General features: G+C 67.6%; 22 protein-coding genes. 6 read left to right on the top strand and 16 right to left on the bottom strand.

What is annotated here, in order from left to right; all coding sequences use genetic code 11:
* Positions 1–4 precede the first annotated feature (4 nt).
* A complete protein-coding gene (locus tag EJO71_RS01595) occupies positions 5–592 on the bottom strand; it encodes a phospholipid scramblase-related protein (RefSeq protein ID WP_125947118.1) in 588 nt (195 codons plus the stop codon).
* 226 nt (positions 593–818) lie between these two features.
* Between EJO71_RS01595 and EJO71_RS01590 the strand changes: the two genes are divergently transcribed.
* Entirely contained in the window at positions 819–2,255 is a 1,437-nt protein-coding gene (locus EJO71_RS01590; RefSeq protein ID WP_125947119.1) for an NAD-dependent succinate-semialdehyde dehydrogenase, read from the top strand.
* 16 nt (positions 2,256–2,271) lie between these two features.
* Here EJO71_RS01590 and EJO71_RS01585 read toward each other — a convergent pair whose 3' ends face one another.
* From EJO71_RS01585 to EJO71_RS01565, 5 genes are all read right to left on the bottom strand, one after another.
* A complete protein-coding gene (locus EJO71_RS01585) occupies positions 2,272–2,988 on the bottom strand; it encodes an MgtC/SapB family protein (protein ID WP_125947120.1) in 717 nt (238 codons plus the stop codon).
* Positions 2,989–3,020: 32 nt separating this feature from the next.
* Complete coding sequence (locus tag EJO71_RS01580; RefSeq protein ID WP_125947121.1) at positions 3,021–3,596, bottom strand: HAD family hydrolase; 576 nt, start codon at positions 3,594–3,596, stop codon at positions 3,021–3,023.
* Between the two features lie 129 nt (positions 3,597–3,725).
* A complete protein-coding gene (mgtA, locus tag EJO71_RS01575; RefSeq protein ID WP_125947122.1) occupies positions 3,726–6,491 on the bottom strand; it encodes a magnesium-translocating P-type ATPase in 2,766 nt (921 codons plus the stop codon).
* A 229-nt stretch (positions 6,492–6,720) separates the two neighbouring features.
* Complete coding sequence (locus tag EJO71_RS01570) at positions 6,721–6,924, bottom strand: hypothetical protein (RefSeq protein ID WP_125947123.1); 204 nt, start codon at positions 6,922–6,924, stop codon at positions 6,721–6,723.
* Between the two features lie 368 nt (positions 6,925–7,292).
* On the bottom strand, positions 7,293–7,856 hold the full coding sequence (locus EJO71_RS01565; protein WP_125947124.1) for a hypothetical protein: 564 nt from the start codon (positions 7,854–7,856) through the stop codon (positions 7,293–7,295).
* Between the two features lie 80 nt (positions 7,857–7,936).
* On the opposite strand from EJO71_RS01565, the gene EJO71_RS01560 reads away from it, so the two are divergent.
* Positions 7,937–8,404, top strand: a complete 468-nt coding sequence (locus EJO71_RS01560; protein WP_125947125.1) for a low molecular weight protein-tyrosine-phosphatase — start codon at positions 7,937–7,939, stop codon at positions 8,402–8,404.
* Between the two features lie 11 nt (positions 8,405–8,415).
* Here EJO71_RS01560 and EJO71_RS01555 read toward each other — a convergent pair whose 3' ends face one another.
* From EJO71_RS01555 to EJO71_RS01510, 10 genes are all read right to left on the bottom strand, one after another.
* Complete coding sequence (locus tag EJO71_RS01555) at positions 8,416–8,841, bottom strand: acyl-CoA thioesterase (RefSeq protein ID WP_125947126.1); 426 nt, start codon at positions 8,839–8,841, stop codon at positions 8,416–8,418.
* Positions 8,841–10,142 carry a TRAP transporter permease gene (locus EJO71_RS01550; protein ID WP_125947127.1) on the bottom strand — a complete coding sequence of 434 codons (1,302 nt, stop codon included), beginning with the start codon at positions 10,140–10,142 and terminating at the stop codon, positions 8,841–8,843. Before EJO71_RS01550 ends, EJO71_RS01555 begins: the two co-directional genes overlap by 1 nt.
* Positions 10,139–10,663 (bottom strand): TRAP transporter small permease, encoded by a 525-nt coding sequence (locus tag EJO71_RS01545; protein ID WP_240651254.1) that lies wholly within the window; start codon positions 10,661–10,663, stop codon positions 10,139–10,141. The genes EJO71_RS01550 and EJO71_RS01545 overlap by 4 nt, the downstream gene beginning before the upstream one ends.
* A gap of 3 nt (positions 10,664–10,666) precedes the next feature.
* On the bottom strand, positions 10,667–11,719 hold the full coding sequence (locus tag EJO71_RS01540; RefSeq protein ID WP_125947128.1) for a TRAP transporter substrate-binding protein: 1,053 nt from the start codon (positions 11,717–11,719) through the stop codon (positions 10,667–10,669).
* Positions 11,720–11,766: 47 nt separating this feature from the next.
* Positions 11,767–13,002, bottom strand: a complete 1,236-nt coding sequence (locus EJO71_RS01535) for an alpha-hydroxy acid oxidase (RefSeq protein WP_125947129.1) — start codon at positions 13,000–13,002, stop codon at positions 11,767–11,769.
* Positions 13,003–13,005: 3 nt separating this feature from the next.
* Positions 13,006–13,992 carry a tripartite tricarboxylate transporter substrate binding protein gene (locus tag EJO71_RS01530; RefSeq protein WP_125947130.1) on the bottom strand — a complete coding sequence of 329 codons (987 nt, stop codon included), beginning with the start codon at positions 13,990–13,992 and terminating at the stop codon, positions 13,006–13,008.
* A gap of 34 nt (positions 13,993–14,026) precedes the next feature.
* Positions 14,027–15,643 carry an indolepyruvate oxidoreductase subunit beta family protein gene (locus EJO71_RS01525; protein ID WP_125947131.1) on the bottom strand — a complete coding sequence of 539 codons (1,617 nt, stop codon included), beginning with the start codon at positions 15,641–15,643 and terminating at the stop codon, positions 14,027–14,029.
* Positions 15,644–15,657: 14 nt separating this feature from the next.
* Complete coding sequence (locus tag EJO71_RS01520; RefSeq protein WP_125947132.1) at positions 15,658–17,826, bottom strand: indolepyruvate ferredoxin oxidoreductase subunit alpha; 2,169 nt, start codon at positions 17,824–17,826, stop codon at positions 15,658–15,660.
* Positions 17,827–17,925: 99 nt separating this feature from the next.
* On the bottom strand, positions 17,926–18,549 hold the full coding sequence (locus tag EJO71_RS01515; RefSeq protein WP_206169080.1) for a c-type cytochrome: 624 nt from the start codon (positions 18,547–18,549) through the stop codon (positions 17,926–17,928).
* Between the two features lie 47 nt (positions 18,550–18,596).
* A complete protein-coding gene (locus EJO71_RS01510) occupies positions 18,597–19,811 on the bottom strand; it encodes a PQQ-dependent sugar dehydrogenase (protein WP_206168984.1) in 1,215 nt (404 codons plus the stop codon).
* A gap of 125 nt (positions 19,812–19,936) precedes the next feature.
* Here EJO71_RS01510 and EJO71_RS01505 point away from each other — a divergent pair, with 125 nt between their 5' ends.
* The 4 genes from EJO71_RS01505 to xdhB all read left to right on the top strand — a co-directional run bounded on the left by EJO71_RS01505 (position 19,937) and on the right by xdhB (position 26,007).
* A complete protein-coding gene (locus tag EJO71_RS01505) occupies positions 19,937–20,851 on the top strand; it encodes a LysR family transcriptional regulator (protein ID WP_125947134.1) in 915 nt (304 codons plus the stop codon).
* A 141-nt stretch (positions 20,852–20,992) separates the two neighbouring features.
* On the top strand, positions 20,993–21,772 hold the full coding sequence (locus EJO71_RS01500) for a sulfite exporter TauE/SafE family protein (protein ID WP_125947135.1): 780 nt from the start codon (positions 20,993–20,995) through the stop codon (positions 21,770–21,772).
* A gap of 177 nt (positions 21,773–21,949) precedes the next feature.
* Positions 21,950–23,545: a xanthine dehydrogenase small subunit gene (gene xdhA, locus EJO71_RS01495; protein ID WP_125947136.1), complete on the top strand. Its 1,596-nt coding sequence runs from the start codon at positions 21,950–21,952 to the stop codon at positions 23,543–23,545.
* 2 nt (positions 23,546–23,547) lie between these two features.
* The gene (xdhB, locus tag EJO71_RS01490) at positions 23,548–26,007 is read left to right on the top strand and encodes a xanthine dehydrogenase molybdopterin binding subunit (protein ID WP_125947137.1); all 2,460 of its coding nucleotides are present in this window, start codon (positions 23,548–23,550) and stop codon (positions 26,005–26,007) included.
* The last annotated feature ends 24 nt before the right edge of the window (positions 26,008–26,031 follow it).

The raw sequence follows: 26,031 nt of genomic DNA, 5'->3' as shown, positions 1-26,031 counted from the left end.
CTCGCTACTCTTTCAGCACCATGTCGATGCACATCACTGCTGCCACGATCAGCAGGCGACGGGCATCGGTGGCCGGCACGCCCGGGTCGATCGACAGCATGTAGTTGTCGGCGGTGGTGAAGAGCTCCTTGCCCAGCCCCGCCCATTTCTTGGACACGGCAGCGAACTCGGTGCTGCCCTGCACGAAGCGGAAATCCCAGCTGGTCCACTTGCCCTTGAGCGTGCAGGCGACCTGCTCCTGCGCGTCGAGCACGTCGAACTTGCCGCCGATGGAGAAGAACTTCTGCTTGAAGAAGCCGACGACCTGGTCGTTTTCGTCCAGCACTTCCACCTTCGACAGGAAGATGGAAACACCGCGCCTGACCGACAGCACCTTCTGCCCCTCGGGCGTCGACACCACCACGTTGAAGGGCGTGAAGCGCTTGTAGTCGGTGAAGCGCAGCAGCTTGCTGAAGAAGCCGAGATCCGGCTCGCGGCACTCAAGAATCTTCTGCTGCGAGTGCGGGTCGAAGATGTCGTAGTTGTTGGCCGCCTTGAAGATGCCGACGTGTTCCTTGATGAAAAACAGGTTGTTGCGCAGCGCTGCGTGCATGGATTTCCCTCGTCCTCTGTATGTTGGAGTGGCGGGATTATGTTCGGCGCGCATGACAGCCCCTGCCTTCACCTGTAGCCGGCGCCGGGCGAGGTTTGTGAACTCGGGTTAATCTATGCCCCCGGCAGCCTCAGGGCTGCCGTTTGTCGACAGCGCACCCCCCGGGTGCCACGCCGGACACCCAGATTCCCCTTTCAATCTCCAGTCTTCGAAGGAAAAGTTCGCCATGACCTACATCGACACCCGCCTGCTGATCGACAACGAATGGGTCGACGCCACCGGTGGCAAGACGCTGGACGTCGTGAATCCCGCCACCGGCAAGGCCATCGGCAAGGTGGCGCATGCCAGCATCGCCGACCTCGACCGCGCACTGGCCGCCGCGCAACGCGGCTTCGAGACCTGGCGCAACACCCCCGCCAACGAGCGCTCTGCTGTCATGCGCCGCGCCGCGGGCCTGATCCGCGAACGCGCTCTCGAAATCGCCAAGCTGCTCACGCAGGAGCAAGGCAAGCCGCTGGGCGAAGCCAAGGTCGAGACGATGGCTGCCGCCGACATCATCGAGTGGTTCGCCGACGAAGGCCGTCGCGTCTACGGCCGCATCGTGCCCTCGCGCAACCTGGCCGCGCAGCAGCTGGTGCTGAAGGAGCCGCTGGGCCCCGTCGCCGCGTTCACGCCTTGGAACTTCCCCATCAACCAGATCGTGCGCAAGCTCGGCGCCGCGCTGGCCACCGGCTGCTCCTTCCTGGTGAAGGCGCCGGAAGAAACCCCGGCGTCGCCCGCGGCGCTGCTGCGCGCCTTCGTCGACGCGGGCATCCCGCCCGGCGTGGTGGGCCTGGTGTTCGGCAACCCTGCTGAAATCTCGAACTACCTGATCGCCCACCCGATCATCCGCAAGGTGACTTTCACGGGCTCGACCCCGGTCGGCAAGCAGCTGGCCGCGCTGGCCGGCCAGCACATGAAGCGCGTGACGATGGAGCTCGGCGGCCATGCCCCGGTGATCGTGGCCGAAGATGCCGACGTGGCGCTGGCAGTCAAGGCCGCGGGCGCGGCCAAGTTCCGCAACGCGGGCCAGGTCTGCATCTCGCCGACCCGCTTCCTGGTGCACAACAGCCTGCGCAACGAGTTCGCGAGCCTGCTGGTCAAGCACGCCGAAGGCCTGAAGCTCGGCGACGGCCTCGCCGAGGGCACCAATATCGGCCCGCTGGCCAATGCGCGCCGCCTCACGGCCATGGCCTACGTGCTGGAAGACGCCCGCAAGAAGGGCGCGACGGTCGCGACCGGCGGCGAGCGCGTCGGCGACGCCGGCAACTTCTTCGCGCCCACCGTGCTGACCGACGTGCCGCTGGACGCCGACGTGTTCAACAACGAACCCTTCGGCCCGATCGCCGCCATCCGCGGCTTCGACACGCTCGAGGAAGCGATCACCGAGGCGAACCGCCTGCCTTTCGGCCTGGCCGGCTATGCCTTCACCAAGTCGATCAAGAACGCCCACCTGCTGAGCCAGAAGCTCGAGCTGGGCATGCTGTGGATCAACCAGCCCGCCACGCCCTCGCCGGAAATGCCGTTCGGCGGCGTGAAGGATTCGGGCTATGGCTCGGAAGGCGGCCCCGAGGCGCTCGAGGCCTACCTGAACACCAAGGCGGTTTCGATCCTGGGCGTCTGAGCCCGCTTGGGCTCAATCACTCCTCGGCGGTGGCATTCCAGAAGGCCTGCTGCACGCCGTCGAGTGCCTCCAGATCCTCGATGACGCGGTCGAGTTCCGCGGGCTCGACCGCCGTCGCATAGAGCGTCGCGCCGATCTCGGTGTCGGCCGGCCCGAACGGGTGCTGGTCGACATCGCGCACCGGGTAGTTCGCGGCCTCGAGCAGCAGCAGCAACTGGTCGAGCACCTCGGGCCGCGCCGCGCGCGAGCAGATTACGCGCACCACGTACGTCGCCTCGCTGGCGCCCTCGCTGATCGGCTGGCGGTTGATGCGGTTCACAACCGGCCGCAGCAGCGTGTTGCTGGCCAGCACGAACAACGCCGCAATCAGCGCCTCGCCCAGCAGATCTGCGCCTGCGCAGGCGCCCACCGCCGCCGATCCCCATAGCGTCGCCGCCGTGTTCAGCCCCGTGACGTTGGCGCCTTCCTTCATGATCGCGCCCGCGCCCAGGAAGCCGATGCCCGACACCACGTAGGCCACCACGCGCACCGCGCCGCCGCTGCCGTCGAGCCGGTAGGCCATGTCGACGAACACCGCCGCTCCCACGGCCACCAGTGTGTTGGTGCGCAGGCCGGCGGTGCGCTGGCGTATCTGGCGCTCCAGGCCGATCACCGAGCCGAGGATGAAGGCGGCCGCGACGCTGACCAAGGTGTCGAGCAGCGAGAGCAGGTTGATGTTCTGGATGGCTTGCATCGATGGATTCCTTGTTGTTGTGATGCCGATGTTCAGTTTGTGGGTGCCGACGTGTTCGCGAGCCGCTGCACGTGTTCGCGCCAGTTGCGCTTTTCCACGCTCCTCACGTTCGGAACGTCGGCAAGGTGCGCCAAGTAGGCGGCCAGCAGTGGCAACTCCACGTCGCTTCTGTCGCCCACGAACTCGCGCACCGTCACCAGGTTGCCGTAGCTCCTGGCGTACTTGGCCGGCGTGTCGTCGACGGCGATGATGGATTCGAGTGGATAGCCCTTGGATCTCAATTTCTGCAGATTCTTGATGGTCTGGTACTCGCCCGTGGTCCAGTTCCGCGTGGTCGTGCAGCGCTTGCTCGACCAGACGAATTCCAGGGTGCCGTCCGGAAAGATCCGTTCCACGACCTGGGCAGCGTAGCTCTCGCCCGATGCGGTCCACACGCCGACCCTGAACTGCGCGAGCACGCTGCTCACGAACTCGGGAAGGTGCGGGCGCAGGTGTACGCGGTAGGGGCCGACACGGAAGTCTTCGGCATGGCCGAGCGTGTCTTCCGTCGCGTGAATCAACGTTTCGTCGAGGTCAAGCACCAGCAGTTTGCGAGTCTTGGGTGTCATGTGCGTGTCGAAGGGCCTCACATCGGGGCAAAGCATATTCGAGCGTCGTGCCTTCCCGCCAACGGGTGCATCCGGGGGGCTGGCACGCGCCCCCGGGCAAGTTCCTCCGGAGCGCACACCGCCAGCAAATCACTGCCACCCGTACCGCCGCGCATACCACCCCTTCACAGCCTGCGTCAGCAGCGCATAGCCCAGCAGCATCGCCACCAGCCACGGGAAGTACATCAGCGGCAGTGCCTGCAGCTTGAAGTAATGCGACAGCGGCCCCATCGGCAGCCAGATGCCCACCGCGGCGATCGCGGCGCCCATGATCAGCAGCGGCCATGCGGCGCGGCTTTGCAGGAACGGGATCTTGCGGGTGCGGATCAGGTGCACGATCAGCGTCTGCGACAGCAGGCCCTCGACGAACCAGCCCGACTGGAAGAGCGTCTGGTGGCCCACCGTGTTGGCCGCGAAGACGAACCACATCACAGTGAAGGTGAGGATGTCGAACACCGAACTCAGCGGGCCGAAGAACACCATGAAGCGGCCCAGGTCGGCCGGGTTCCAGCGCTGCGGGCTCTTCAGGAATTCGTCGTCCACGTTGTCGAACGGAATTGCGATCTGCGACACGTCGTACAGCAGGTTCTGCACCAGCAGGTGCAGCGGCAGCATCGGCAGGAAGGGAAGGAACGCGCTCGCCACCAGCACCGAGAACACATTGCCGAAGTTCGAGCTCGCGGTGAGCTTGATGTACTTGAGCATGTTCGCGAAGGTGCGGCGGCCCTGGATAACGCCTTGCTCCAGCACCATCAGGCTCTTCTCCAGCAGGATGATGTCGGCCGATTCCTTGGCCACGTCCACCGCGCCGTCCACCGAGATGCCGATGTCCGCCGCGCGCAGAGCGGGCGAGTCGTTGATGCCGTCGCCCATGAAGCCCACCACGTGTCCGTTGGCATGCAGCGCGTGCACGATGCGCTCCTTGTGCGCGGGCGTGAGCTTGGCGAACACCACGTGCGACTCGACCACCAGCCGGAGTTCGGCCTCGACCATGTCCTCGATCTCGCTGCCGAGCACGATGCGGCCGACTTCGAGGCCCACGTCCGCGCAGACCTTGCGCGTGACCAGTTCGTTGTCGCCCGTCAATACCTTCACCGCCACGCCGTGCCCGGCCAGCGCATGCAGCGCGGGCGCGGTCGATTCCTTCGGCGGATCGAGGAAGGCCACGTATCCGAGCAGCGTGAGCCCCGACTCGTCGGCCACGCCGTAGGCCGGCTTCTGCGCCTCGGTCTTCAGCGAGCGGCTGGCCACGGCCACCACGCGCAGGCCCTGGGCGTTGAGCTCCGAAGCCACGCTGTGGATGCGCGCCAGCACGTCGGCATCGAGCGCCAGCACTTCCGCGCCGCGTTCGACCGAGGTGCACACCGACAGGATCTCTTCCAGCGCGCCCTTGCAGATCAGAAGATGCTCGCTGCCGCCGTTGGCCACCACCACCGACATGCGGCGGCGCGAGAAGTCGAAGGGCACCTCGTCGATCTTGCGGTAGGCCGTCTGCAGGCGCGTCTCGAGCTGCATCTCGGCATGGCTCAGCACCGCCTTGTCGAGCAGGTTCTTCAGCCCCGTCTGGTGAAAGCTGTTGAGGTAGGCCAGCTGCAGCACGTGATCGGACTGCTCGCCCCACGCGTTGGTGTGGCGTTCGAGCACGATGCGGTCCTGCGTCAGCGTGCCGGTCTTGTCGGTGCACAGCACGTCCATCGCGCCGAAGTTGTGGATGGCCTCGAGCCGCTTCACGATTACCTTCTGGCGCGACATCACGACCGCGCCCTTGGCCAGCGTGGCGGTCACGATCATCGGCAGCATCTCGGGCGTGAGGCCGACCGCGATCGACAGCGCGAACAGCGCCGCTTCCCACCAGTCGCCCTTGGCCACGCCGTTGATCACCAGCACCAGCGGCGCCATCACCAGCATGAAGCGGATCAGCACCCAGCTCACGCGGTTGATGCCGGCCTGGAAGGCGCTGGTGCCGCGGTCGGTGGCCGTCACGCGCTGCGCCAGCGCGCCGAAGAAGGTGCGGTCGCCGGTGTGCACGATCACCGCGGTGGCGGTGCCGCTGATCACGTTGGTGCCCATGAAGAGCAGGTTCTCGCGTTCGAGAACGCCCGCCGCGTGATCGCCGCGGTCGACGACGAACTTCTCGACCGGCATCGCCTCGCCCGTCAGCGCCGACTGGCTGATGAACAGGTCTTTGGCCGTGAGCAGGCGGCAGTCGGCCGGAATCATGTCGCCCGCCGACAGCGCGATCACCTCGCCGGGCACCAGGTCGCGCATCGGCACCTCGACGCGCAGCGTGCCGGCGTGCGTGGTGTCGAAGCCCTCGTCACCGGCCGCGCCAGCCTTGTAGCCCGGCGCGGGCCGCAGCACCGTGGAGGTGTTGCTGACCATCGCCTTGAGCCGGTCGGCCGCCTTGTTGGAGCGCGATTCCTGCAGGAAGCGCAGCACCGTCGACAGCACCACCATGCTGCCGATGACCAGCGTGGCCTTCATGTCCTCGGTGACATAGGAGACCAGCGCCAGCACCGTCAGCAGCAGGTTGAACGGATTGCGGTAGCACTGCCACAGGTGCTGCCACCAGCGCAGCGGCTGTTCATGGCGCACCTCGTTGCTGCCGAGGCGCTTGCGCAGCACCTGCACATGGCCTTCGCTCAGGCCGCGCGGCGAGCTGCCGAGCTTGACGAGCATCTCGCCGGCATCGGTGCGCGAGGCCGCGAGCAGGGCCTTTGCGATGTCGGGCGGCATGCTGACGGAGCCGGTTCCGACGGGCTTCGAGCCCAGCAGCGTCTGCCAGCGCTCGAAGTGATGCAGCATGTGGCGGCTGCGCAGGAAGCTTTCGAAAAAGGACTTGAGGACGTTCTTCATGGTGTTCTCCTTCGGGGCGGCCGCCACTGCCGCCCGCCCAAGGAGAACCCCGGCGCATCAATCAGCCTGCCGGGAGCAACCCTTTGAGAGGCGCGGCAGCGGACCGCGTCTTTGTTGGAATCGATCTGGACGAAGGGGGCGCGCTATGGCGCCAACAAGAGGCGGGATCCATGGTGTGCTCCTGGGTTGCTTGCAGGTTGATGGAGAAAGAAGGGCTGCCGGTCGCGGCTCAGCGACGGGGCGTGCAGGCCGGCTGGAGCAGCAGGAAGCTGCGGATGCGGCGCGTGGTCCAGAGCGCCGCGGCCTGGTCGAGCGCGGCATCGACGACGGGGGCTGCTTCTGCCGCCGCTACTGCGGTAGCGGGCGCAGCCACGTGGGCCGACGGACGAACACGCTGCTCGTGCGGCTGACGACGAAGATGAAAGTGACGCATGACAAGGCTCCTTCGCACAGAAGGGCCTCGCGCACGGACGCACGCAAGCTGACTGAAAAAGTCAGTGACGAAAACGACGGGGATCGGGAGGAGGGAAGCCGTTTGCCGCGGAGGCAAATGGTTCACGCTGTGTGCACACCGGCACGCAGCGCGGGAGAGCCTGCGCTAGAGGGCCGGATGTGTCACGCCCGCCGAGGCACGCGTCTTGTCACTGATCCAACTGGCACTGTCCACGCACGGGGCTCCGAAATGAAGATTTCCGGATTGTTGCACCGCGGCATATGGACGTCAACCCTCGGAATGCCTTCCTGCAATGCGAAAGAGGCTGTATTGCCTCTGTGTTGCGTTTTCGGGGTAGCCGCAACGCATCAGGGGGTTAGAGGCTTGCGCAAGCGCTCGATGGCTTCCGCTTCTTTTGCCGCTTCTCGGCGCCTGAATTCGGCGCCCGAAAGAAATTCGATGATGCACTGCGGGGATTGGATCGGGCAGATCAACTTGATGTCCGCCTCAGCCTTTGCCCACCGGGCATAGCTGCCACTCGGGTAGTTGCCCGAATCGCTCGGCCCCCCGAATCGACGTTCGATCGATGACCTGATCACGGACTCGTCGCCGATCGGCATACGGCCGATCCTCACGTTCTCCAAGATTCCTGTCGAAGTGATGGTCAGTCTCACTTCCCCGCGCCCGGCCCAGCCAGGCGACTTGTCGTCCGGCAACAGGGCGCGTCCGGTTTGTTTCTTGTCCTTGTCGATGGAGGGACGATCGAGCCAACATACTGTATTGGACGTCTTCAAGTTCGGGGCGCACGCCTTCACCGCATTTGGCATCTTTGCTCCCAACGGAAGGCCGAAGATCTGGAACTGCTCCTGCGCTGCGGCTGCGCCGGAGAGGCCTGCAAATGCCAGAAGCGAGATATATGCCGGTACCCTCATTTTTGCGTCACTCTTTGTCGGCGGTATGGATGCGATCCATTATGTCGTCTCGCAAATGGCTGGCACGAGAATCGTTGGCAATGAAGACCGCAATCCTGTTCATCTGTACCGGCAACATCTGCCGCTCCCCCACAGCCCAAACCCTTCTCATGCACAAGGCCCAGGCAGCCGGCCTCGACATCGATGTCGACAGCGCCGCCATCTCCGACGAGGAGCGCGGCAATCCGCCCGATCCGCGCTCCGTGGCCGAGGCAAGACGCCGCGGCATCGAGATGCATGCTCACGCCGCACGGCAGGTCCGCAAGTCCGACTTCGAGCGCTTCGACTTGATCATCGGCATGACCGCCGGGCATTGCACCGCGCTACGCAGGCTTGCACCAGCCGGTACGGCCGGCAAGATCCACCTGTTCACCGAATACGCTGACAACATCGAAGGCGACGTGCCCGACCCGTGGTACGGCAGTCAGAAGGACTTCGTCGAGGTCTTCGACCTGATCGATCATGGTGTAGATGGCCTGCTCGCGAAGCTGCAGGCCGGGGCTCGCTGAGCTGGCGACGGCTACTCGCAGAGCACCCGTATCGAGGGCGGAATCGCCACCGCCCGGATCCCTCCGCCTTCGCGTTTCGCACCGAAGATCCGCACTTCCTCGCATTCGAGGATCAGGTCGTCCCCGCGCGTCACGCGGTACGTCTGCACGAAGCTCTTCTCTCGCCACTCGCTGATGCGCACCGCGATCTGCAGCGTGTCGCCATAGCTCGCGGCCTTCACGAAGCGCGTGTGCGTGTCGACCAGCGGCGTGCCGATCACGCCCAGCGTCTGGGTCGTTTCCTCCCAGCGCGGCACGCCGCATTCGGCAAAGAAGTGCCGCGATGCCGCGTCGATCCAGCGGAAGAAGTTGGGAAACCACACGATGCCTGCGGGGTCGCAGTCGCCGAACTCCACGCGCACCGTGTAGACGATCTCTCTGTTGTTGCTGTTGCTCATCAGCCCATTCTCGTCGGCAGCCACAAGGCAATGATGGGGAATGCGATCAGGATCACCAGCCGCACGATGTCGGTCACGATGAACGGCAGAACGCCCTTGAAGATGGTGGTGAAGCTCACGTCCTTCACCACGCTCTTGATGACGAACACGTTCATGCCCACCGGCGGATGGATCAGCCCCAGCTCCACGGTCATCACGATGATCACGCCGAACCAGATGGGGTCGAAGCCCAGGTGCACGATCACCGGGTAGATGATGGGCACGGTGAGGATGATCATCGCCATCGCGTCCATCAGGCAGCCCAGCACCAGGTACATGAGCATGATGAGCGCGAGCACGCCGTAGCGGCCGATGCCCAGTCCGGTGAGGAATTCGGTGAGCTTCTGCGGGCTTTGCGTGATGGTGAGGAAGTAGCCGAACAGCAGCGCGCCGATCAGCACCGTGAACACCGCCGCCGCCGTGCGCGTGGCCGACAGCAACGCTTCGCGGATCTTCGGGCCGTCGAGCTTGCGCCGCACCAGCCCGAGGATGAACGCGCCGCTCGCGCCCACGCCGCCCGCCTCGGTCGGCGTGAAGAAGCCGCCGTAGAGGCCGCCGATCACGAACACGAAGAGCACCAGTGGCGCCCACACGTTCTTCAGATCCTTCAGGCGTTCCGACCACGGCTTGACCTCGCCGCCGGGCAGCCAGCCGGGCCGTGTCTTCACGATGACCGCGATGGTCAGCACGTACATGGCCATCGCGAGGATGCCCGGCACGATGCCCGCCATGAAGAGCTTGCCGATGTCCTGCTGCGTGAGGATGGCGTACACCGCGAGCACGGTCGAGGGCGGCAATATCGCGCCCAGCGTGCCGCCCGCGGCGATCACGCCGGTGGAGAACGACTGCGGGTAGTTGAAACGCCGCATCTCCGGATACGCCACCGCCGAGAAGGTCGCGGCCGTAGCCACCGACGAGCCGCAGATCGCCGCGAAGCCGCCGCATGCCACCACGGTGGCCACGCCGAGCCCGCCGCGCAGGTGGCCGATCATCGAGTTCGCGGCCTTGAAGAGCTCGCGGCTCACGCCCGACACGGACACCAGCGCGCCCATGAGCATGAACATCGGGATCACGCCGAAGGTGTAGTCGGTCACGGTGCGCATGGAGGTCTGGCCGACCAGCTTCAGCGCGGGGCCGGGCCCGACGAGGTAGCTGTAGCCCACCACGCCCACCAGCCCCATCGCCATGCCCACCGGCACGCGCAACAGCATCAACGCAAAGAGGGCGATGAACCCCAGGATGGCAACTGCGTCCGGGCTCATTCGTCGGCTTTCTGTTCTGCGTGGACTTCCTCGAGCTGCTCCGGATGGAAGATCAGCCTGTAGGTGCGGATGGCGATGAGCAGCACGGCACACACGTCGCCTGCCCAGGCCACGGCGTAGAAGGGCCAGGTCGGGATGTTGAGGTCGTAGGTCTGCACGTTGTCGACATAGGTGCCGCGCACCTTGTCGAACAGCATGATGGTCTGCACCGCCACCACGAACAGCAGCACCAGCGTGGCGAACACGTCGATCACGCGCTTCATGCGCGGGCCCGCCGCCGTCCACACCAGGTCGACCGTGATGTGGCCGCCGCGGTAGCTGGTGGCCGCGATGCGCCAGAAGATCAGGATGCCCAGCAGCATGCGGCCGAAGTCGTAGGCGTCGGGAATCGAGGTGTCGAAGAACTTGCGCAGCACCACGGCCACGAAGATGTTGAGCGCGACGATCCCCACGAAGATGGCGGCAAGCCATTCGATCGTGTTGATCGCGCGGTCCATGTAGCTGGCGGACCGTGTAGCCATCGCTCAGAGCGCCGATTTGTACTTGGCGAGGCTGGCCTTGAGCGCGTCCATCACGGCCTTCGGTTCTTCTCCCACCTTCTTCACGCTCTCGGCCCATTGCGCCTCCGAAGGCGCCGCCGCCTTGCGCCATGCATCCAGCTGCTCGGGCGTGAGCTTGTAGATCTCGTGGCCCGACAGCGACGCCATCTTGGCGCGGCCCGCGAACTCGAAGTCGGCCCACGGCCCTGCCACCTTCTGCGCCCACTCGCTGGTGCAGTGGTCGTCGATCACCTTCTTCTGCGCGACGGACATCGCGTCGTACTTGCCCTTGTTCATCACCCACACGAAGGGCGTGACGTAAAGCGGTACGTCCATGTGGTACTTCACGACCTTGTCGATGCCGAAGAGGCCGATCGAACCCCACGGGAAGGTGATGGCGTCGGCCACGCCGCGCTCCAGCATGTCGCGCGACTCGGGCGCGGAGGCCTGGACGTTGGTGCCGCCCAGCGATGTGATGAGCTGGCCCACGGTGCTGGTGGCCGGGCGCACCTTCATGCCCTTGACGTCGCCGGGCACGGTGATCTTCTTGCGCGAGTGGAAGGTGCCTGGGTCGTGCACGAACGCGAAGCAGTACTTCACGTCCTTCATCTCCTTGGCTGCGTAGCTGCGGTACCAGGCATCGATGGCGGCCGAGCCTTCCTTGCCGTTGGCGAACAGGAAGGGCAGCGACGCGCCCGCCATTACCGGGAAGCGGCCCGGCTGGTAGCCGGGGTTCACGTACGAGAAGTCGGCGATGCCGTCGCGCGCCATGTCGTAGTGGTCGAAGGCCTTGCCCAGTTGCTCCGACGGAAACAGGATCGCGGTGATGGTGCCGCCCGATTCCTTCTTGATGTCGTCGGCCCACGCCTGCAGCGCGGGGTTGAGCGGATGCTGCGCGGGCACCCAGCTCGACAGCTTGAGCTGCACCGGCTTGTCCTGCGCCTGAACGGAGGGAGCGACAAGCGCGAGGGCTGCGGTGGCCGCTGCGAGGGCCGAGGCCAGGCGACGGGGCGGATTGGGTTGGCGAGTGGCTTTCATGGTCTCCTTCGTTGTGTTGTGTGTGTCTCTACGAGTGAATACGCAATCTAGGCAGCGGCATGCGCGGGGTAAATGGAGGCTTTCCCGTGCGCTGGTACGGATGCATGCACGACGTGTTCGGTGTGCGAACGCGGTACCTGCATTTCGACGTGCCGGCGGCCGAGCTCGCTGACGCGCGAGGCCCCCAGCAAGGTCATCGTGCGTTCGGTTTCCTGCGCGAGCAGCTGCAGCACCGAGAGCGCGCCCTGTTCGCCGTCGCACGCGAGGCCGTAGACCGGAGCGCGGCCTACGAGCGCGGCGCTGGCTCCGAGCGCGAGGGCCTTGACGATGTCGCTGCCGCGCCGCATGCCGCTGTCGACCAGCACCGGAATGCGGCTGCCGACCGCATCGAGCATGGCCGGCAGCGCGGCGATGGTGGCCGGTGCCGCATCGAGCTGGCGTCCACCGTGGTTCGAGACCACGATGCCGTCCGCGCCGTGGCGCAGCGCACGGCGCGCGTCCTCCGCACCCAGCAGGCCCTTCACGAGCAGCGGGCCGTCCCACAGCTTGCGCAGCCAGCCCAGGCTTTCCCAGGTGAGCGTGCGGTCCATGGCGCGCGAGAGCAGCGCGGCCTGTGTCTGCGCGGAGACAGGCGCGCCGTCGTCTTCGTCCGGCAGCAGGTTCGCGAACTGCGGCATGCCGCCGCCGGCCAGCCGCAGCAGCCATGCGGGGTGACGCGCCATGTCGAGCACGGTGCCGGGCGTGAGGCGCATGGGCACGCGAAAGCCGTGCCGCAGGTCGCGTTCGCGCAGGCCGCTGACAGGCACGTCCACCGTGAGCACCAGAGCCTCGAAGCCCGCGTTGCGCGCGCGGCGCACGATGCGTTCGGCAATGGCGCGCTCGCCCATCACGTAGAGCTGCATCCACAGCGTGGCGTCGGGGGCCGCGTTGCGCACATCCTCGATGCGCGTGTTGGAAGCGGTGGAAAGAATGAAAGGCACGCCCGCCGCCTGCGCGGCACCGGCCAGCAGGGCGTCGGCGCGCGGCCGCACGAGGCCGGCCAGCCCGATGGGCGCGATGGCGAAAGGCGCACGCCAGCGGCGGCCGAAGAGTCCGGTGCCGATGTCCACCTTGCTGGTGTCGCGCAGGCACTCTGAAATCAACGGCAATGCCTCGAGTGCGTCGCGGTTGCGCTGCAGGCAGCGCTCGTCTTCCGCGCCGCCATCGATGTAGTCGAACACCAGTCGCGGCAACGCGCGTCGCGCCTGGCGCCTGTAGTCCTCGACGTTGAGCAGCAGTGCCATTGTTCAGTCCGCCACGATCCGGCGTTCGCGGATCAGCGCGCCGAAGCGCTGCGAATCGGCAGCCGCGCGCTGCTGGAATGCCGCCGGGGAACCGGGCTGCGCCTCGCCACCGATGGACGCGATGCGTTCCTGCACGGCGGGCAGCGCGAGCGCGCGGTTGATCTGCGTGTTGAGTTGCGCCACCACTTCCGGCGGCGTACCCGCCGGGGCATAGAAGCCGAACACCGTGTCCGCATCGAAGCCGCGCAGCCCGGCCTCGTCGAGCGTAGGCACGTCGGGGAAGAGCGGCGAACGCTTCGGGCTGCCCACGGCCAGCAGGCGCAGTTTGCCCGCGCGCACCTGCGTCAGCGCGATGCCGGGGTCGAAGGCGTAATCGATCTGGCCGGCCAGCAGGTCCTGCAGCGCGGGCGCGGCACCGCGATAGGGCACATGCAGCGCGAAGAGATTGGCCTGCGTCTTGAACATCTCGCCCGCCAGGTGCGGCGAGCTGCCGCTGCCCGGCGAGCCGTAGGTGAGCTTGCCCGGGTTGGCCTTCACGTACGAGATGAACTCCTTCACGTTCGCCGGCGGCAGCGAAGGGCGTGTGACGAGGAACACCAGCACGCGCGCGGCGGCTGCCACCGGCACGAGGTCCTTCGCCGGGTCGAAGCTCATGCGCGAATAGAGGTGCGGGTTCACCGACACCATGCCGCCCGAGCTCATCAGCAGCGTGTAGCCGTCGGCCGGCGCGCGTGCCACGGCCTCGCCGCCGACGTTGCCGTTGGCGCCGGCGCGGTTCTCGATCACCACCGGCTGTTTCAGCGACTCCTGCAGCGGTTGCGAGATGGCGCGCGCGATCTGGTCGGCGGCGCCGCCCGCGGGGAAGTTGACGATCACCTTGATCGGCTTGGCAGGCCAGTTGGCTGCGTTGTTGGCGTATGCGGGGGCCACGAGGGCGGCTGCGGCCAGCCAGAGCAGGCATCGTCGCAAGGGGAGGGTGGGGTGTGTCATCGAATGTCTCCTTGTCTTTTTCTGTACTGTCGTTTCAGGCCTTGACCGAAGGCGGCCGCTTCATCCACCGGATCGGTTGCGCCTGCACCGGTCGCGGCGCGGCGCCGTGTGCAGTCAGCGCGGCGTCGAGCGCCTTGCCGCCCTCGTCGGCCAGTGCCGCTTCGCGCGCGGCGGCGATGGCCGTGGCCCGTGCCGCGGCCGGCAGGGCGGTGCGGCCCGCGAGCTCGTCGGTCACGTGCAGCAGGTTGTGCTTGCCGCGTTCGTTGGTGCTGCCGTAGCCCTTGATGAGCCGCCCGCACAGCGCGACTTCGTGCCCCAGGGCCCAGGCTTCGCGCGTGCCAGCTTCGACTGCCGCGAGCCAGCGCTCGATGAGCGCCTGCTCCTCGGCGAAGCGGCTGCCGCGCCGGCGCAGCCAGCGCAGCGAGGCCAGCAGCCGCAGCGAGGCCATCCCGAACACCGAGTGGCTACCCACCTTCAGCGGCAAGGCCCATGGCGAGAGGCCGCGTGCCTGTCGGCCCCGGTCCCAGGCCGTGACGCGGCGGGCGAGCGACGGCGGCAGCAGCGCAGCGAACTCGGCCGCGCCGGGCTTGAAGTGGTCGTAGACCTTCACGAGGTCTTCTTCGCCGGCGCGCACCTCGCGCCGCACCCGCTGCGCACGGCTGGCGCGGCCCTTGAGCGCGGCCACGCGCACGATGTCGTCGAAGGCCATCCATAGCGCCAGCCAGCGCGCGGCCTCGCGGGTGATGGCGAAGCCCCGCGCGCCGGCCGGGTCGGCCACGCGCTCGGCAGCGAGCACGCGGCCGAGGCGTTGCGCGTAGAGCTCCCCATAGGCGGCATCCTGGTAGTCGAGCACGCGGGCGTGGCCGAGAGCGAGCATGTCGTGCACGGCGGGAGGGAAGCGGCTGGCCAGTTCGGCGGGCAGCGGTGCGGCCTGCGGCGGCGCATCGTTCCCCTCGCCGGCCATCACGCTGCTCACGAAGGCGGCCTGCGCGCGCGGGGCGTTCACCGCGTCGAAGGCGGCGGCAAAGCCGCGCAGGCTGGCTGCGGCCATCTTGCCCAGCTTCTCGGGCGCGCTGGTGTCGCCGCCGCGCACCACGTGCTCGTAGGCCTCGCGCGGGAACGGAAACAGCCCGCTGCCCGCGATGGCACCCAGCATCACGGCGCTGACCACTGTGCCGCTTTCGCGCGCGATGGCGTTCATGTCGAACACATGGTGCTCGCGGCTGAAGGCCTTCACCACGTCGAGCAGCCGCTGTGCATCGGCACGGCCGTCGCCGAGCTGCATGCGCTCCGCTGTCGTGAAGATGCGCGCCGATGAGCTGATGACCAGCGTGCGCTGCGGCGCGCTCATGCCGTTGCCGACCTGGCGCGCGGTTTCCAGCAGCTCCGAGGAAACGATGGCGTCGAGCGCGCCCGGCACCGGGCTCAGGCTGAACACGGGGCGGCGTCCGCCGAGCTGCGCGAGCGGCACCGGAAAGACTTCGATGTAGTAGGTGGTGGCGCCGGTGCGCTGCGCCACGCCGGGAATCGACGTGCTCTGCGCCGCGTAGCCGGCATGGCGCGCGGTGTCGACCAGCCATTCGGTGAGCACGCCGCCGCCTTCGCCGCCGAGGGCGCAGACGAGCAATGTGATGGGGCGATTCTGTTCCATGACTTCCTCGCTCCTCATGCCGGTTGCAACACACGCACGAATGCACCGCGCAGCCCGTGCAGCAGCCGCTCGTGCCACTTCGGGTTCTGCACCACCTCGGCCCGGTAGAAGCTCGGGCACAGCGTGGCCGCGTGCGCGTTCGCACCGCACAGGCCGCAGCCCACGCAGCCGTCGATCACCGTGGCAACGGGATCCACCTTCAGCGGATCGGGGTTGTCGCGCAGCGTGAGCGTGGGGCAGCCCGACAGGCGGATGCAGGCGTGGTCGCCGTTGCACACGTCCTCGTCCACGCCGTACTTCACGCGCACCACGCGCTCGCCGCGCTTCAGCAGGCCGGCGATCCACGGCTTGATGCGGCGCTGGCGCTCCAGCTGGCACTCGCCCTCGGCGATCACCACCTTCAGGCCGTTGAAGTCGCTGGTGAGCGCCTCGGTCAGCGTCTTGCGCATGCGCTCCACGTCGTAGGTGGTCACGGTGCGCATCCACTGCACGCCCAGGCCCTTGAGCGTGGCCTCGATGGTCTGGTTCTTGTCGACCAGGCTCTGCTGCTTGTCCTCGGCGCGTTCCTTGATCTCGTCGTCGGGCGTGGAGATGATGTCCTGCGTGCCGGTGGCCGAGGTGTAGCCGTTCTTGAAGATCAGCAGCACCGCGTCGTCGCCGTTGAAGAGCGCGCTTTGCACCCCGGTGAGCAGTCCGTTGTGCCAGAAGCCGCCGTCGCCCATGATCGACAGGGTGCGCCTGTTCATCATCGGCGCCACGCCCGCGCGGCTCGCGAGGCTCATGCCGTAGCCGAGGATCGAGTGGCCCATCGAGAAGGGCTCGAAGGTGCCGAAGGCGTGACAGCCTATGTCGGCCGCCACATGCACCGGCCCGGTTTCCTGCTGCGCCAGCTTGAGCGCGGAGAACACCGGCCGCTCGGGGCAGCCGACGCAGAAGCTCGGCGGACGGTTGGGAAGCGGCGTGCCCAGCCGGCGCGCGACGGCCTCGCGGCGCTCGCGGTTGCCCGCGAGCCAGGTCTGGGCCGATGAGGACGCTTCGCTCGATCCGATGTTCTCGATGTACTTCGCGGCAAAGGCACCGATGCCGCCCGCCAGCACTTCCACGCCGTACTCGCCCGCCAGCGGCAGCATGTCCTTGCCGTGCAGCGGCGTCTGGATGTCGCGCCGGCGCAGCAGCGTGGCGATGTCCTGCTCGATGTATTCGGGCTGGCCTTCCTCCACCACCAGCACCGCGCGCTTGCCCACGCAGAAGTCGGCGACCTGTTCGGGCACCAGCGGGTAGGTCACGTTGAGCACGAGGATCGGGATGTCCGTCTCGCCGAAGGCATCGGCAAGCCCTTGCTGCTGCAGGCTGCGGATCAGCGCGTTGTAGAGCCCGCCCTGCACCACGATGCCGAGGTCAGCATGGCGCCGGCCGGGCATCAGCTCGTTGAGGCCATGCTCGACGATGTAGCTGCGCGCGGCCGGAATGCGCGCGTCGCCCTTGAGCTTCTCGTGCCGGAAGGTGACGGGCGGATGCGCGAGCCGCATGTAGTCGAAGCCGGCGGGTTCCTCCATCAGCGAGCGGGTGGACACGGCGGGCTGGATGTTGTCCTTGCATTCGAAGCTGCCGCGCACGTGGCAGGTGCGGATGCGCAGCTCCATCAGGCAGGGCATGTTCGAGCTTTCCGAGAGGCGGAAGCCTTCTTCCACCATTCGCACCATCACGCCGAGGTCGGGCCTCGGGTCGAGCAGGCACATGCTCGACTTGAGGGCGTAGGCATGCGTGCGCTCCTGGATCACGCTGGCGCCTTCGCCGTAGTCCTCGCCCACCACGATCAGCACGCCGCCAGTCACGCCGGGCGAAGACAGGTTCGACAGCGCATCGGCCGCCACGTTGGTGCCCACGATGGACTTCCACGTCACCGCGCCGCGCAGCGGGTAGTGGATGGAGGCGCCGAGCATCGCCGCGGCCGAGGCTTCGTTGGAGCAGGCCTCGACGTGCACGCCCAGCTCGTCCATGTAGGCCTTGCCCTGGACCATCACGTCGAGCAGGTGAGACACCGGCGCGCCCTGGTAGCCGCCGACGTAGGCCACGCCCGACTGCAGCAGGCCCTTCGTGATCGCGAGGATGCCCTCGCCGTGGAAGGTGTCGCCTGCGCCGAGGCGCAGCATTTCCACTTCCTTGCTGAATGAAACTTCCAAGAGATTCGGCTCCGATGTTGATGGGTTGTTCAGGATTTGGGGTAAGCAGTGCCCGCACCGCGCTTCTTCTTGCCGGTGCAGCACGTCGGGAGATGGCGTCTATCTGGGGGGCGTGGAGGAAGGCTTTGCAGTGGCGCCCGGGAAGCGCGCCACGTAGTAGGCAAGGGTGTCCAGGTCCTCCGGCGAGAGACGGCCCACCGCCTCGCCCATGGCCTGCGTGTAGCCCGGGCGCTTGCCCGTGCGGAAGCCCTGCAGGGTGAGCTGCAGATAGTCTTCGTGCTGCTGCGCAATGCGCGGCACCTGCTGGCCGCCGCTCAGGTCGGCGCCGTGGCAGAGCAGGCAGCGGTTTTCCTGCGCGAGCGCCTGGCCGCGCGCCATGCGTGCCGCATCGGGCGGCGTGGCCGGCGGCGGGGCCGGCACGGCGGGCAGGGTGGCGATGAAGTCGGAGAAGCCGCGCAGGTCTTCGTCCTTCATGGTTTTCGCAACCGCCGTCATCGCCGGGTTGTCACGGCGGCCTTCGCGGAACAGGTAGAGCTGCGTGATCGCGTAGAACGAATGCTGCCCGGCGAGCACCGGTGTTCCGGCCATGTCGCTGCGGCCGTTGGCGCCATGGCACGAGGCGCAGAGTTCGGCGTAGCGCTGGGCGTAGGGGCTGACTTTCGTGCCCGGCGCGCCTTGTGCGCCCTTCGTGCCTTGTGCACCAGCCGGCGATGCTGCTGCCATCACGATCATTGCCGCCATCGCGTATCGAAGAAGAAGGCCCGCAGGTGTCATCGGCCGCCGTAGCTGATGCGGTAGATGGCGCCGGCGTGGTCGTCGCTCACCAGCATCGAGCCGTCCTTGAGCACCAGGAAGTCCACCGGCCGGCCGAGGTAGTTGTTGTTCTCGACGAAGCCGGTCATGAAGGGCTCGACCTTCGCGCCGCCCTTGCCGTCGGGCCAGGCGACGGCGATGTCGGCGGACTTGACAGTGCGGTTCCACGGGCCGTGGCGCGCGATGAACATCGCGCCGTGGTACTTGGCCGGGAACATCTTCCCCTTGTAGAAGGCGAGGCCCAGCGCGGCGGCGTGCGGGCCGAGCAGGGCGGCGGGCTTCTGGTAGTCGTTGCAGCTCTTGCCCCAGCCGAATTCGGAGTCGAGGATGTTGCCCTGGTGGCAGTACGGATAGCCGAAGTGCTGGTCGGCCTTGGTGACCACGTTCAGCTCGTCGTTGGGCAGGTCTTCGCTGAGCCAGTCGCGGCCGTTGTCGGTGAACCAGAGGTTGCCGGTCTTCGGGTCGAAGTCGAAGCCCACGGTGTTGCGCACGCCGCGCGCCACGGTCTCGATGCCGCTGCCGTCGGGGTTCATGCGGAAGATGCGCGCATGCGCGTCGTCGGGCTCGCACAGGTTGCAGGGCGCGCCGACGGCGTAGTAGAGCTTGCCGTCGTGCATGCGCAGGTAGCGCCAGCTGTGGTCCTGCCCGCCGGGCAGCTTGTCGTTGAGCACCACGGGCGCGCCGGGGTTGTCGAGCTTGTCCTCGATGCCGTCGTAGCGAACGATCTGCTTGTGCGTGGCGAGGTAGAGCGAGCCCTTGTCGAACTCGATGCCGGTGGCGAACTCGGTCTTGTCGATGATCGTCTTCGGCTTGCGGTCGCCCTTCTCGGCGATGGCGTAGACCTTGTTGCCCACGAAGAGCGTGCTCACGAACACCGTGCCCTTGGCGCCCTGGCGCAGCTCGCGCGCATCGAGCACGCCCGAGGCCCAGGTCTCGACCTTGAAGCCCGGCGGGAGCTTGAATTTGGCGGTGGGCAACTGGTCGGGTGCGGTCGGGATCGGGAAGGCGGGCACGGGCGCCATGCGCGTGGCGGCCTCGCTCTTCGGCCGGCCCTTGGCCCAGCCCGGCTCCTCGGCGGGTGGCTGCTGGGCCCATGCGGTGACGGCGGTACAGAGGAGGGCGGCGAACGCCGCATGCGCGCGGAACGCGCGGGGTGCACGAATCGGGGCCATGTCTCGTCTCCTTCTTGTCGTGGGGTGCCGGCCGTTCGCTCCCGCGGGGGGAGGCGATCCGGACAACGCCCGCCAGTGTGCGTGGCCGAGGCTCCTTGCTCAATAAAATGATCGAGCTAAGCAATATGAATGGCATGCATATGGAAGCGCTCGATCTCAACCTGCTGCGGCTCTTCGACGCGGTCTACCGCGAACGCAACGTGAGCCGCGCCGCCGAATCGCTGGGCCTCACGCAGCCGGCGGCCAGCCACGGCCTGGGCCGGCTGCGGCTGCTGCTGGCGGACGCGCTCTTCACGCGCGCCCCCGGCGGCGTGGCCCCCACGCCGCGCGCCGACCGGCTGGCGGTGGCGGTGCAGGCGGCGCTGGCCACGCTGGAAGAGGCGCTGCACGAGCCCGACCGCTTCGAGCCCATGGTGTCGCGCAAGACCTTCCGCATCCACATGAGCGACATCGGCGAGGGGCGCTTCCTGCCGGCGCTGATGGCGCGGCTGCGCGAGCTGGCGCCGGGCGTGCGGGTCGAGACCATGCCCCTGGCGGTAGGCGACATCGCCACCGCGCTCGACAGCGGCAAGGTCGACTTCGCCTTCGGCTTCCTGTCCCGCGTGAAGGACACCCAGCGCACCCAGCTGCTGCGCGACCGCTACATCGTGCTGCTGCGCCGCGACCATCCCTTCGCGAAGCGCCGGCGCAGCGGGCAGGCCCTGCTCGAGGCGCTGCAGGAGCTCGACTACGTGGCGGTGCGCACGCACGCCGACACCCTGCGCATCCTGCAGCTGCTGAACCTGGAAGACCGGGTTCGCCTGACGACCGAGCACTTCATGGTGCTGCCGGCCATCGTGCGAGCGACCGACCTGGCGGTGGTGATGCCGCGCAACATCGCGCGCGGCTTTGCCGAGGAGGGCGGCTACGCCATCGTCGAGCCGCCGTTTCCGCTGCGCGACTTCACCGTGTCGCTGCACTGGAGCAAGCGCTTCGAGGCCGATCCGGGCAACCGCTGGCTCAGGCAGGTCATCGTCGAGCTGTTCTCGGAGAAATCATGATGTGAAGCGGGGCGGGGTTATTCTCGGAAGCGCCTGCCGCCGTCCTGATTGCCCCGAATGTTCCCCGTTCCGTCTCCCGTTCCCCCCGAATTTCTTCCCCGCCTCGTGTTTCCCGACGCGCCCTGACGACAGGTGCCGCCAGTGCAGGAGATTCTTTCCCAGGCCGGCCCCGTGCTGGTCTTCATGGCCTGCGTCGCGCTGGCCACCTACGCGCAGAACCTCACGGGCTTTGCATTCAGCCTGATCCTGTTGGGCCTTGTGTCGGTGCTCCATGTCGCCAGCGTGAGCGACACGGCCAACGCCGCCACGGTGCTGAGCCTCATCAACGCATGGACGTACTTCCGCGCCCGGCCCGGCGTCGTGCCCTGGCAGCTGATGAAGCCGGCGCTCAACGGCAGCACGGTGGGCGTGATCGTGGGCCTCGTGCTGCTCACCTGGCTCAGCGGCGGTGCGGTCGACTGGCTGCGCGGCCTGCTGGGCGTGTCGATCCTGGGCTGCGCCGTGCTGCTGGTGATGCAGGGCAAGCCGCTGCCGGTGGTGTCGGGCCGCGCCAGCTTTGCCCTCATCGGCGGGCTGTCGGGCGTGCTGGGCGGGCTGTTCTCCAGCTCCGGGCCGCCCATCGTCTTCCACATGTACCGCCAGCCGCTGGACCGCGAGCTGGTGCGCCGCGCGCTGTTGCTGATGTTCGCCTTCAACTCGCTCGTGCGGCTGGTGATCGTGGTGCCCACGGGGCATTTCTCGTGGCGTTCGGTGCTGCTGGCCGGATGCGCGATGCCGGTCGTCTACGGGGTGACGCGGCTGCACCACCGCCTGCCCAACAAGCTCAAGCCGCGCACGCTGAAGTGGCTGGTCGGCGGACTGCTCGCGGTGGCCGGCTCGACGCTGCTCGCCACCGCCTGGGTGGCCATCGCGCAGGGCTGATTTCCACGCAGGGGCCGTCCGGTGGCCCAGGAATTGCAACCTCCACGCAAGGGTTTCCCCGTACGTGGCATACCGGCCCCCACATACGCGTTATGGGCACCTCCGTATGCAAGACGCCGGACAAGCCGCTAACGTCCATGACTGACCCATGACGGGTCCCCCACGAGCCCAAGAAGCATGAGCACCGACAGCAGCAAGATTCAACCGATCCGCTTTTTCCATCGCGGAAAGATCGTCGACGTCACCGGCGTCCACCCGACCCGTTCAGTGCTCGACTGGCTGCGCGAGGACGCGCGCTGCACCGGCACCAAGGAAGGCTGCAACGAAGGCGACTGCGGCGCCTGCACCGTCGTCATCGGCGAACTGGCCGCCGACCCGCACGCTCCGGGCACTGTCGACGGCCTGAGCCTGCAGACGGTCAACGCCTGCATCCAGTTTCTTCCCACGCTGCACGGCAAGGCGCTGTTCACGGTCGAGGACCTGAAGGGCCAGTGCAAGGTCGAGAAGGCCACCGAAAAGAAGGCTCACCCGGTCCACGCGCTGCACCCGGTGCAGCAGGCCATGGTCGACTGCCACGGCTCCCAGTGCGGCTTCTGCACGCCCGGCTTCGTGATGTCGCTGTGGGCCACCTACGAGCACCACCAGGCCGAGGGCACGCAGCCCACCCGCCAGCAGCTGGCCGACGACCTTTCCGGCAACCTGTGCCGCTGCACCGGCTACCGCCCGATCCTCGATGCCGGCCAGCGCATGTTCGACCTGCCTTCGGTGCGCCTCGACACCAAGCCCGTGGTCGCCGCGCTCACCGCCCTGAAGAACGACGGCCTCGACTACGCCGCCGCGCTGGGCGCCCGCATCGACCACTTCCATGCCCCAAAGACCCTGGCCCAGCTCGCCGCGCTGCGCGAACAGAAGCCGCGCGCCCAGCTGCTGGCCGGCTCGACCGACGTGGGCCTGTGGGTCAACAAGCAGTTCCGCGACCTGGGCGACATCATCTACGTGGGCGACGTGGCCGAAATGAAGACCATCGAAGACCGCAAGGATGAGCTCTACATCGGTGCGGGCGCCTCGCTCGAATCCGCCTTCGCCGCGCTGGTCGAGCGCGTGCCCAGCCTGTCGGAGGTGTGGCTGCGCTTCGCCTCGCCGCCTATCCGCCATGCCGGCACCATGGGCGGCAATGTGGCCAACGGCTCGCCCATCGGCGATTCGCCGCCGGTGCTGATGTCGCTCGACGCGCAGATCGAGCTGCGCCGCGGCGAGGTCGTGCGCCGCATGCCGCTGCCCGAGTTCTACCTGGACTACATGAAGAACCAGCTGCAGCCGGGCGAGTTCGTCCAGGGGCTGGCCATTCCGCACGCCGCGATGAAGCGCCAGGTGCGCGCCTACAAGATCAGCAAGCGATTCGACTGCGACATCTCGGCGCTGTGCGCGGGCTTCGCCATCGAGCTCGAGGCCGGCAGCGACACGGTGAAGGCCGTGCGCCTTGCCTTCGGCGGCATGGCGGCCACGGTCAAGCGCGCCGCGAACGCCGAGGCCGCGCTGGTCGGTAAGCCGTGGACGCAGGCCAGCGTCGCCACCGCCAGGCTCGCGCTCGCCCAGGACTTCAAGCCGCTGTCGGACATGCGCGCATCGGCCGACTACCGGCTGCTGGTGGCGCAGAACCTGATCCAGCGCCTGTGGCTCGAAACGCGCGCCGACGACGCACTGTCGCTGGAAGAAACCAGCGTGTGGAGTGTGATGCCCCACGCAGCCAAGGCCACCGCCGAAGGAGTCTGACCATGAACAAACCCATCGACGCCCGCCTGCTGCAGCCCGCCGAGGCCTTTGCCGACTACCTGACCAACACCGCCGCGCGCATCGACGTGAGCGCCGAGGCGCTGGCGCACGAGCGCGGCATGCGCGTGGGCATCAGCCGCCCGCACGAGTCGGCGCACCTGCACGTGGCCGGCGAGGCCACCTACATCGACGACATTCCCGAGCTCACCGGCACGCTGCACTGCGCGCTGGGGCTTTCGCCGGCCGCCAACGGCCGCGTCACGGCGCTGTCGCTGGACGCGATCCGCGCGATGCCGGGCGTGGTCGCGGTCATCACCGCCGACGACATTCCGGGCGTCAACGACTGCGGCTCGATCATTCACGACGACCCGATCCTGCTGCCGGTGAACGACGGCGGCGAGATCCGCTACCTCGGCCAGCCGGTGTTCGCCGTGATCGCGGAAACCCGCGACGCCGCACGCCGCGCCGCCGCGAAGGCCAAGGACGCGCTGACCATCGAGGCGCAGCCGCCCGTGCTCACGCCGCAGGCCGCGCACGAGCGCGGCCAGTACGTGGTGCCGCCGATGCACATCGTGCGCAGCGGCGGCGCCGCCAACGAGGGTGACGAGGTGGCGGTGCGCGCGGCCATCGCGAAGGCGCCGCACCGCATCAAGTCCACGCTCGACGTGGGCGGGCAGGAACAGTTCTACCTGGAAGGCCAGATCAGCTACGCCATTCCGAAGGAAGGCGGCGCGCTGCACATCCATTGCTCCACGCAGCACCCGAGCGAGATGCAGCACCTGGTGGCGCATGCGCTGCACCTGCAGTCGAACGAGGTGCACGTCGAGTGCCGGCGCATGGGCGGCGGCTTCGGCGGCAAGGAATCGCAGTCGGCGCTGTTCGCCTGCGTGGCGGCGGTCGCGGCGCGTCAGCTGCAGCGCCCGGTGAAGCTGCGGCTGGACCGCGACGACGACTTCATGGTCACGGGCCGTCGCCACTGCTTCTGGTACGAGTACGAAGTCGGCTTCGACGACGAAGGCCGCATCCTCGGCGCCGAGATCACGATGGTCTCGCGCGCCGGCCACTCGGCCGACCTCTCGGGCCCGGTGATGACGCGCGCGCTGTGCCACTTCGACAACGCCTACTGGCTGCCCAACGTGTCGATGCACGGCTTCTCGGGCAAGACCAACACGCAGAGCAACACCGCCTTCCGTGGCTTCGGCGGCCCGCAGGGCGCCATCGCCATCGAGAACATCATGGACTCGGTGGCCCGCGACCTGAAGCGCGACCCGGTCGACGTGCGGCGCGTCAACTTCTACGGCAAGACGGAGAACAACGTCACGCCGTACCGCCAGACCGTGACCGACAACATCGTCCACGAACTCGTGGCCGAGCTGGAGCAAAGCAGCGACTACCGCGCGCGGCGCGAGGACATCGCCGCCTTCAACAAGAAGAGCACGGTGCTCAAGCGCGGCCTGGCGCTGGCGCCGCTGAAGTTCGGCATCTCGTTCAACGTGAAGCACTTCAACCAGGCCGGCGCGCTGGTGCATGTGTACACCGACGGCTCGATCCTCGTGAACCACGGCGGCACCGAGATGGGGCAGGGCCTCAACACCAAGGTGGCGCAGGTTGTGGCGCACGAGCTGGGCGTGAGCTTCGAGCGCGTGCGCGTCACTGCGACCGACACGACCAAGGTGGCGAACACCTCCGCCACGGCCGCATCGACCGGCGCCGACCTGAACGGCAAGGCCGCGCAGGACGCCGCACGCCAGATCCGCGAGCGCCTGGCCGATTGCGCGGCCGAGCGCCACGGCGGCAAGGCCAGCGAAGTGCGCTTCGCCAACGACAAGGTCGAGGTCAACGGCAAGTCGCTGGCCTTCAGCACCGTGGTGGGCGAGGCGTATCTCGACCGCAAGCAGCTGTGGTCAGACGGCTTCTACGCCACGCCCGGCCTGAGCTGGGACAAGGACAAGATGCAGGGCCGCCCGTTCTACTACTACGCCTACGGCGCGGCGGTGAGCGAGGTGATCGTGGACACGCTCACCGGCGAATGGAAGCTGCTGCGCGCCGACATCCTGCACGACGCGGGCAAGTCGCTGAACCCTGCCGTGGACATCGGCCAGGTCGAAGGCGCCTTCATCCAGGGCATGGGCTGGCTCACCACCGAGGAGCTGGTGTGGCATCCGCAAAGCGGCAAGCTCACCACGCACGCGCCCAGCACCTACAAGATCCCGACGGCCAACGATTGCCCGCCGGTGTTCAACGTGCGCCTGTTCGAGGGCCAGAACTTCGAGGACTCCATTCACCGCAGCAAGGCCGTGGGCGAACCACCGCTGCTGCTGCCGTTCTCGGTGTTCTTCGCGATCCGCGACGCGGTGTCTGCCGCGGGCGACCACAAGGTCGATCCGCCGCTGAAGGCGCCGGCCACGAGCGAGTCGATTCTTCGCGCCATCACGGTGGTGCAGGCGGCATCGGCCGAATGACAGCGGGCCGTGCTCGCACGGTCC

Source organism: Variovorax sp. 679 (assembly GCF_003952185.1).
Classification (GTDB): Bacteria; Pseudomonadota; Gammaproteobacteria; order Burkholderiales; family Burkholderiaceae_C; genus Variovorax.
The sequence above is the reverse complement of the archived record's forward strand: the minus strand, read 5'-3'. Positions and strand labels throughout refer to the sequence as shown.

Coding starts and splice junctions, on each gene's coding strand:
- EJO71_RS01595 (WP_125947118.1), bottom strand. CDS start 592: ATGCACGCAGCGCTGCGCAACAACCTGTTTTTCATCAAGGAACACGTC.
- EJO71_RS01590 (WP_125947119.1), top strand. CDS start 819: ATGACCTACATCGACACCCGCCTGCTGATCGACAACGAATGGGTCGAC.
- EJO71_RS01585 (WP_125947120.1), bottom strand. CDS start 2,988: ATGCAAGCCATCCAGAACATCAACCTGCTCTCGCTGCTCGACACCTTG.
- EJO71_RS01580 (WP_125947121.1), bottom strand. CDS start 3,596: ATGACACCCAAGACTCGCAAACTGCTGGTGCTTGACCTCGACGAAACG.
- mgtA (WP_125947122.1), bottom strand. CDS start 6,491: ATGAAGAACGTCCTCAAGTCCTTTTTCGAAAGCTTCCTGCGCAGCCGC.
- EJO71_RS01570 (WP_125947123.1), bottom strand. CDS start 6,924: ATGCGTCACTTTCATCTTCGTCGTCAGCCGCACGAGCAGCGTGTTCGT.
- EJO71_RS01565 (WP_125947124.1), bottom strand. CDS start 7,856: ATGAGGGTACCGGCATATATCTCGCTTCTGGCATTTGCAGGCCTCTCC.
- EJO71_RS01560 (WP_125947125.1), top strand. CDS start 7,937: ATGAAGACCGCAATCCTGTTCATCTGTACCGGCAACATCTGCCGCTCC.
- EJO71_RS01555 (WP_125947126.1), bottom strand. CDS start 8,841: ATGAGCAACAGCAACAACAGAGAGATCGTCTACACGGTGCGCGTGGAG.
- EJO71_RS01550 (WP_125947127.1), bottom strand. CDS start 10,142: ATGAGCCCGGACGCAGTTGCCATCCTGGGGTTCATCGCCCTCTTTGCG.
- EJO71_RS01545 (WP_240651254.1), bottom strand. CDS start 10,663: ATGGCTACACGGTCCGCCAGCTACATGGACCGCGCGATCAACACGATC.
- EJO71_RS01540 (WP_125947128.1), bottom strand. CDS start 11,719: ATGAAAGCCACTCGCCAACCCAATCCGCCCCGTCGCCTGGCCTCGGCC.
- EJO71_RS01535 (WP_125947129.1), bottom strand. CDS start 13,002: ATGGCACTGCTGCTCAACGTCGAGGACTACAGGCGCCAGGCGCGACGC.
- EJO71_RS01530 (WP_125947130.1), bottom strand. CDS start 13,992: ATGACACACCCCACCCTCCCCTTGCGACGATGCCTGCTCTGGCTGGCC.
- EJO71_RS01525 (WP_125947131.1), bottom strand. CDS start 15,643: ATGGAACAGAATCGCCCCATCACATTGCTCGTCTGCGCCCTCGGCGGC.
- EJO71_RS01515 (WP_206169080.1), bottom strand. CDS start 18,549: ATGGCAGCAGCATCGCCGGCTGGTGCACAAGGCACGAAGGGCGCACAA.
- EJO71_RS01510 (WP_206168984.1), bottom strand. CDS start 19,811: ATGGCCCCGATTCGTGCACCCCGCGCGTTCCGCGCGCATGCGGCGTTC.
- EJO71_RS01505 (WP_125947134.1), top strand. CDS start 19,937: ATGAATGGCATGCATATGGAAGCGCTCGATCTCAACCTGCTGCGGCTC.
- xdhA (WP_125947136.1), top strand. CDS start 21,950: ATGAGCACCGACAGCAGCAAGATTCAACCGATCCGCTTTTTCCATCGC.
- xdhB (WP_125947137.1), top strand. CDS start 23,548: ATGAACAAACCCATCGACGCCCGCCTGCTGCAGCCCGCCGAGGCCTTT.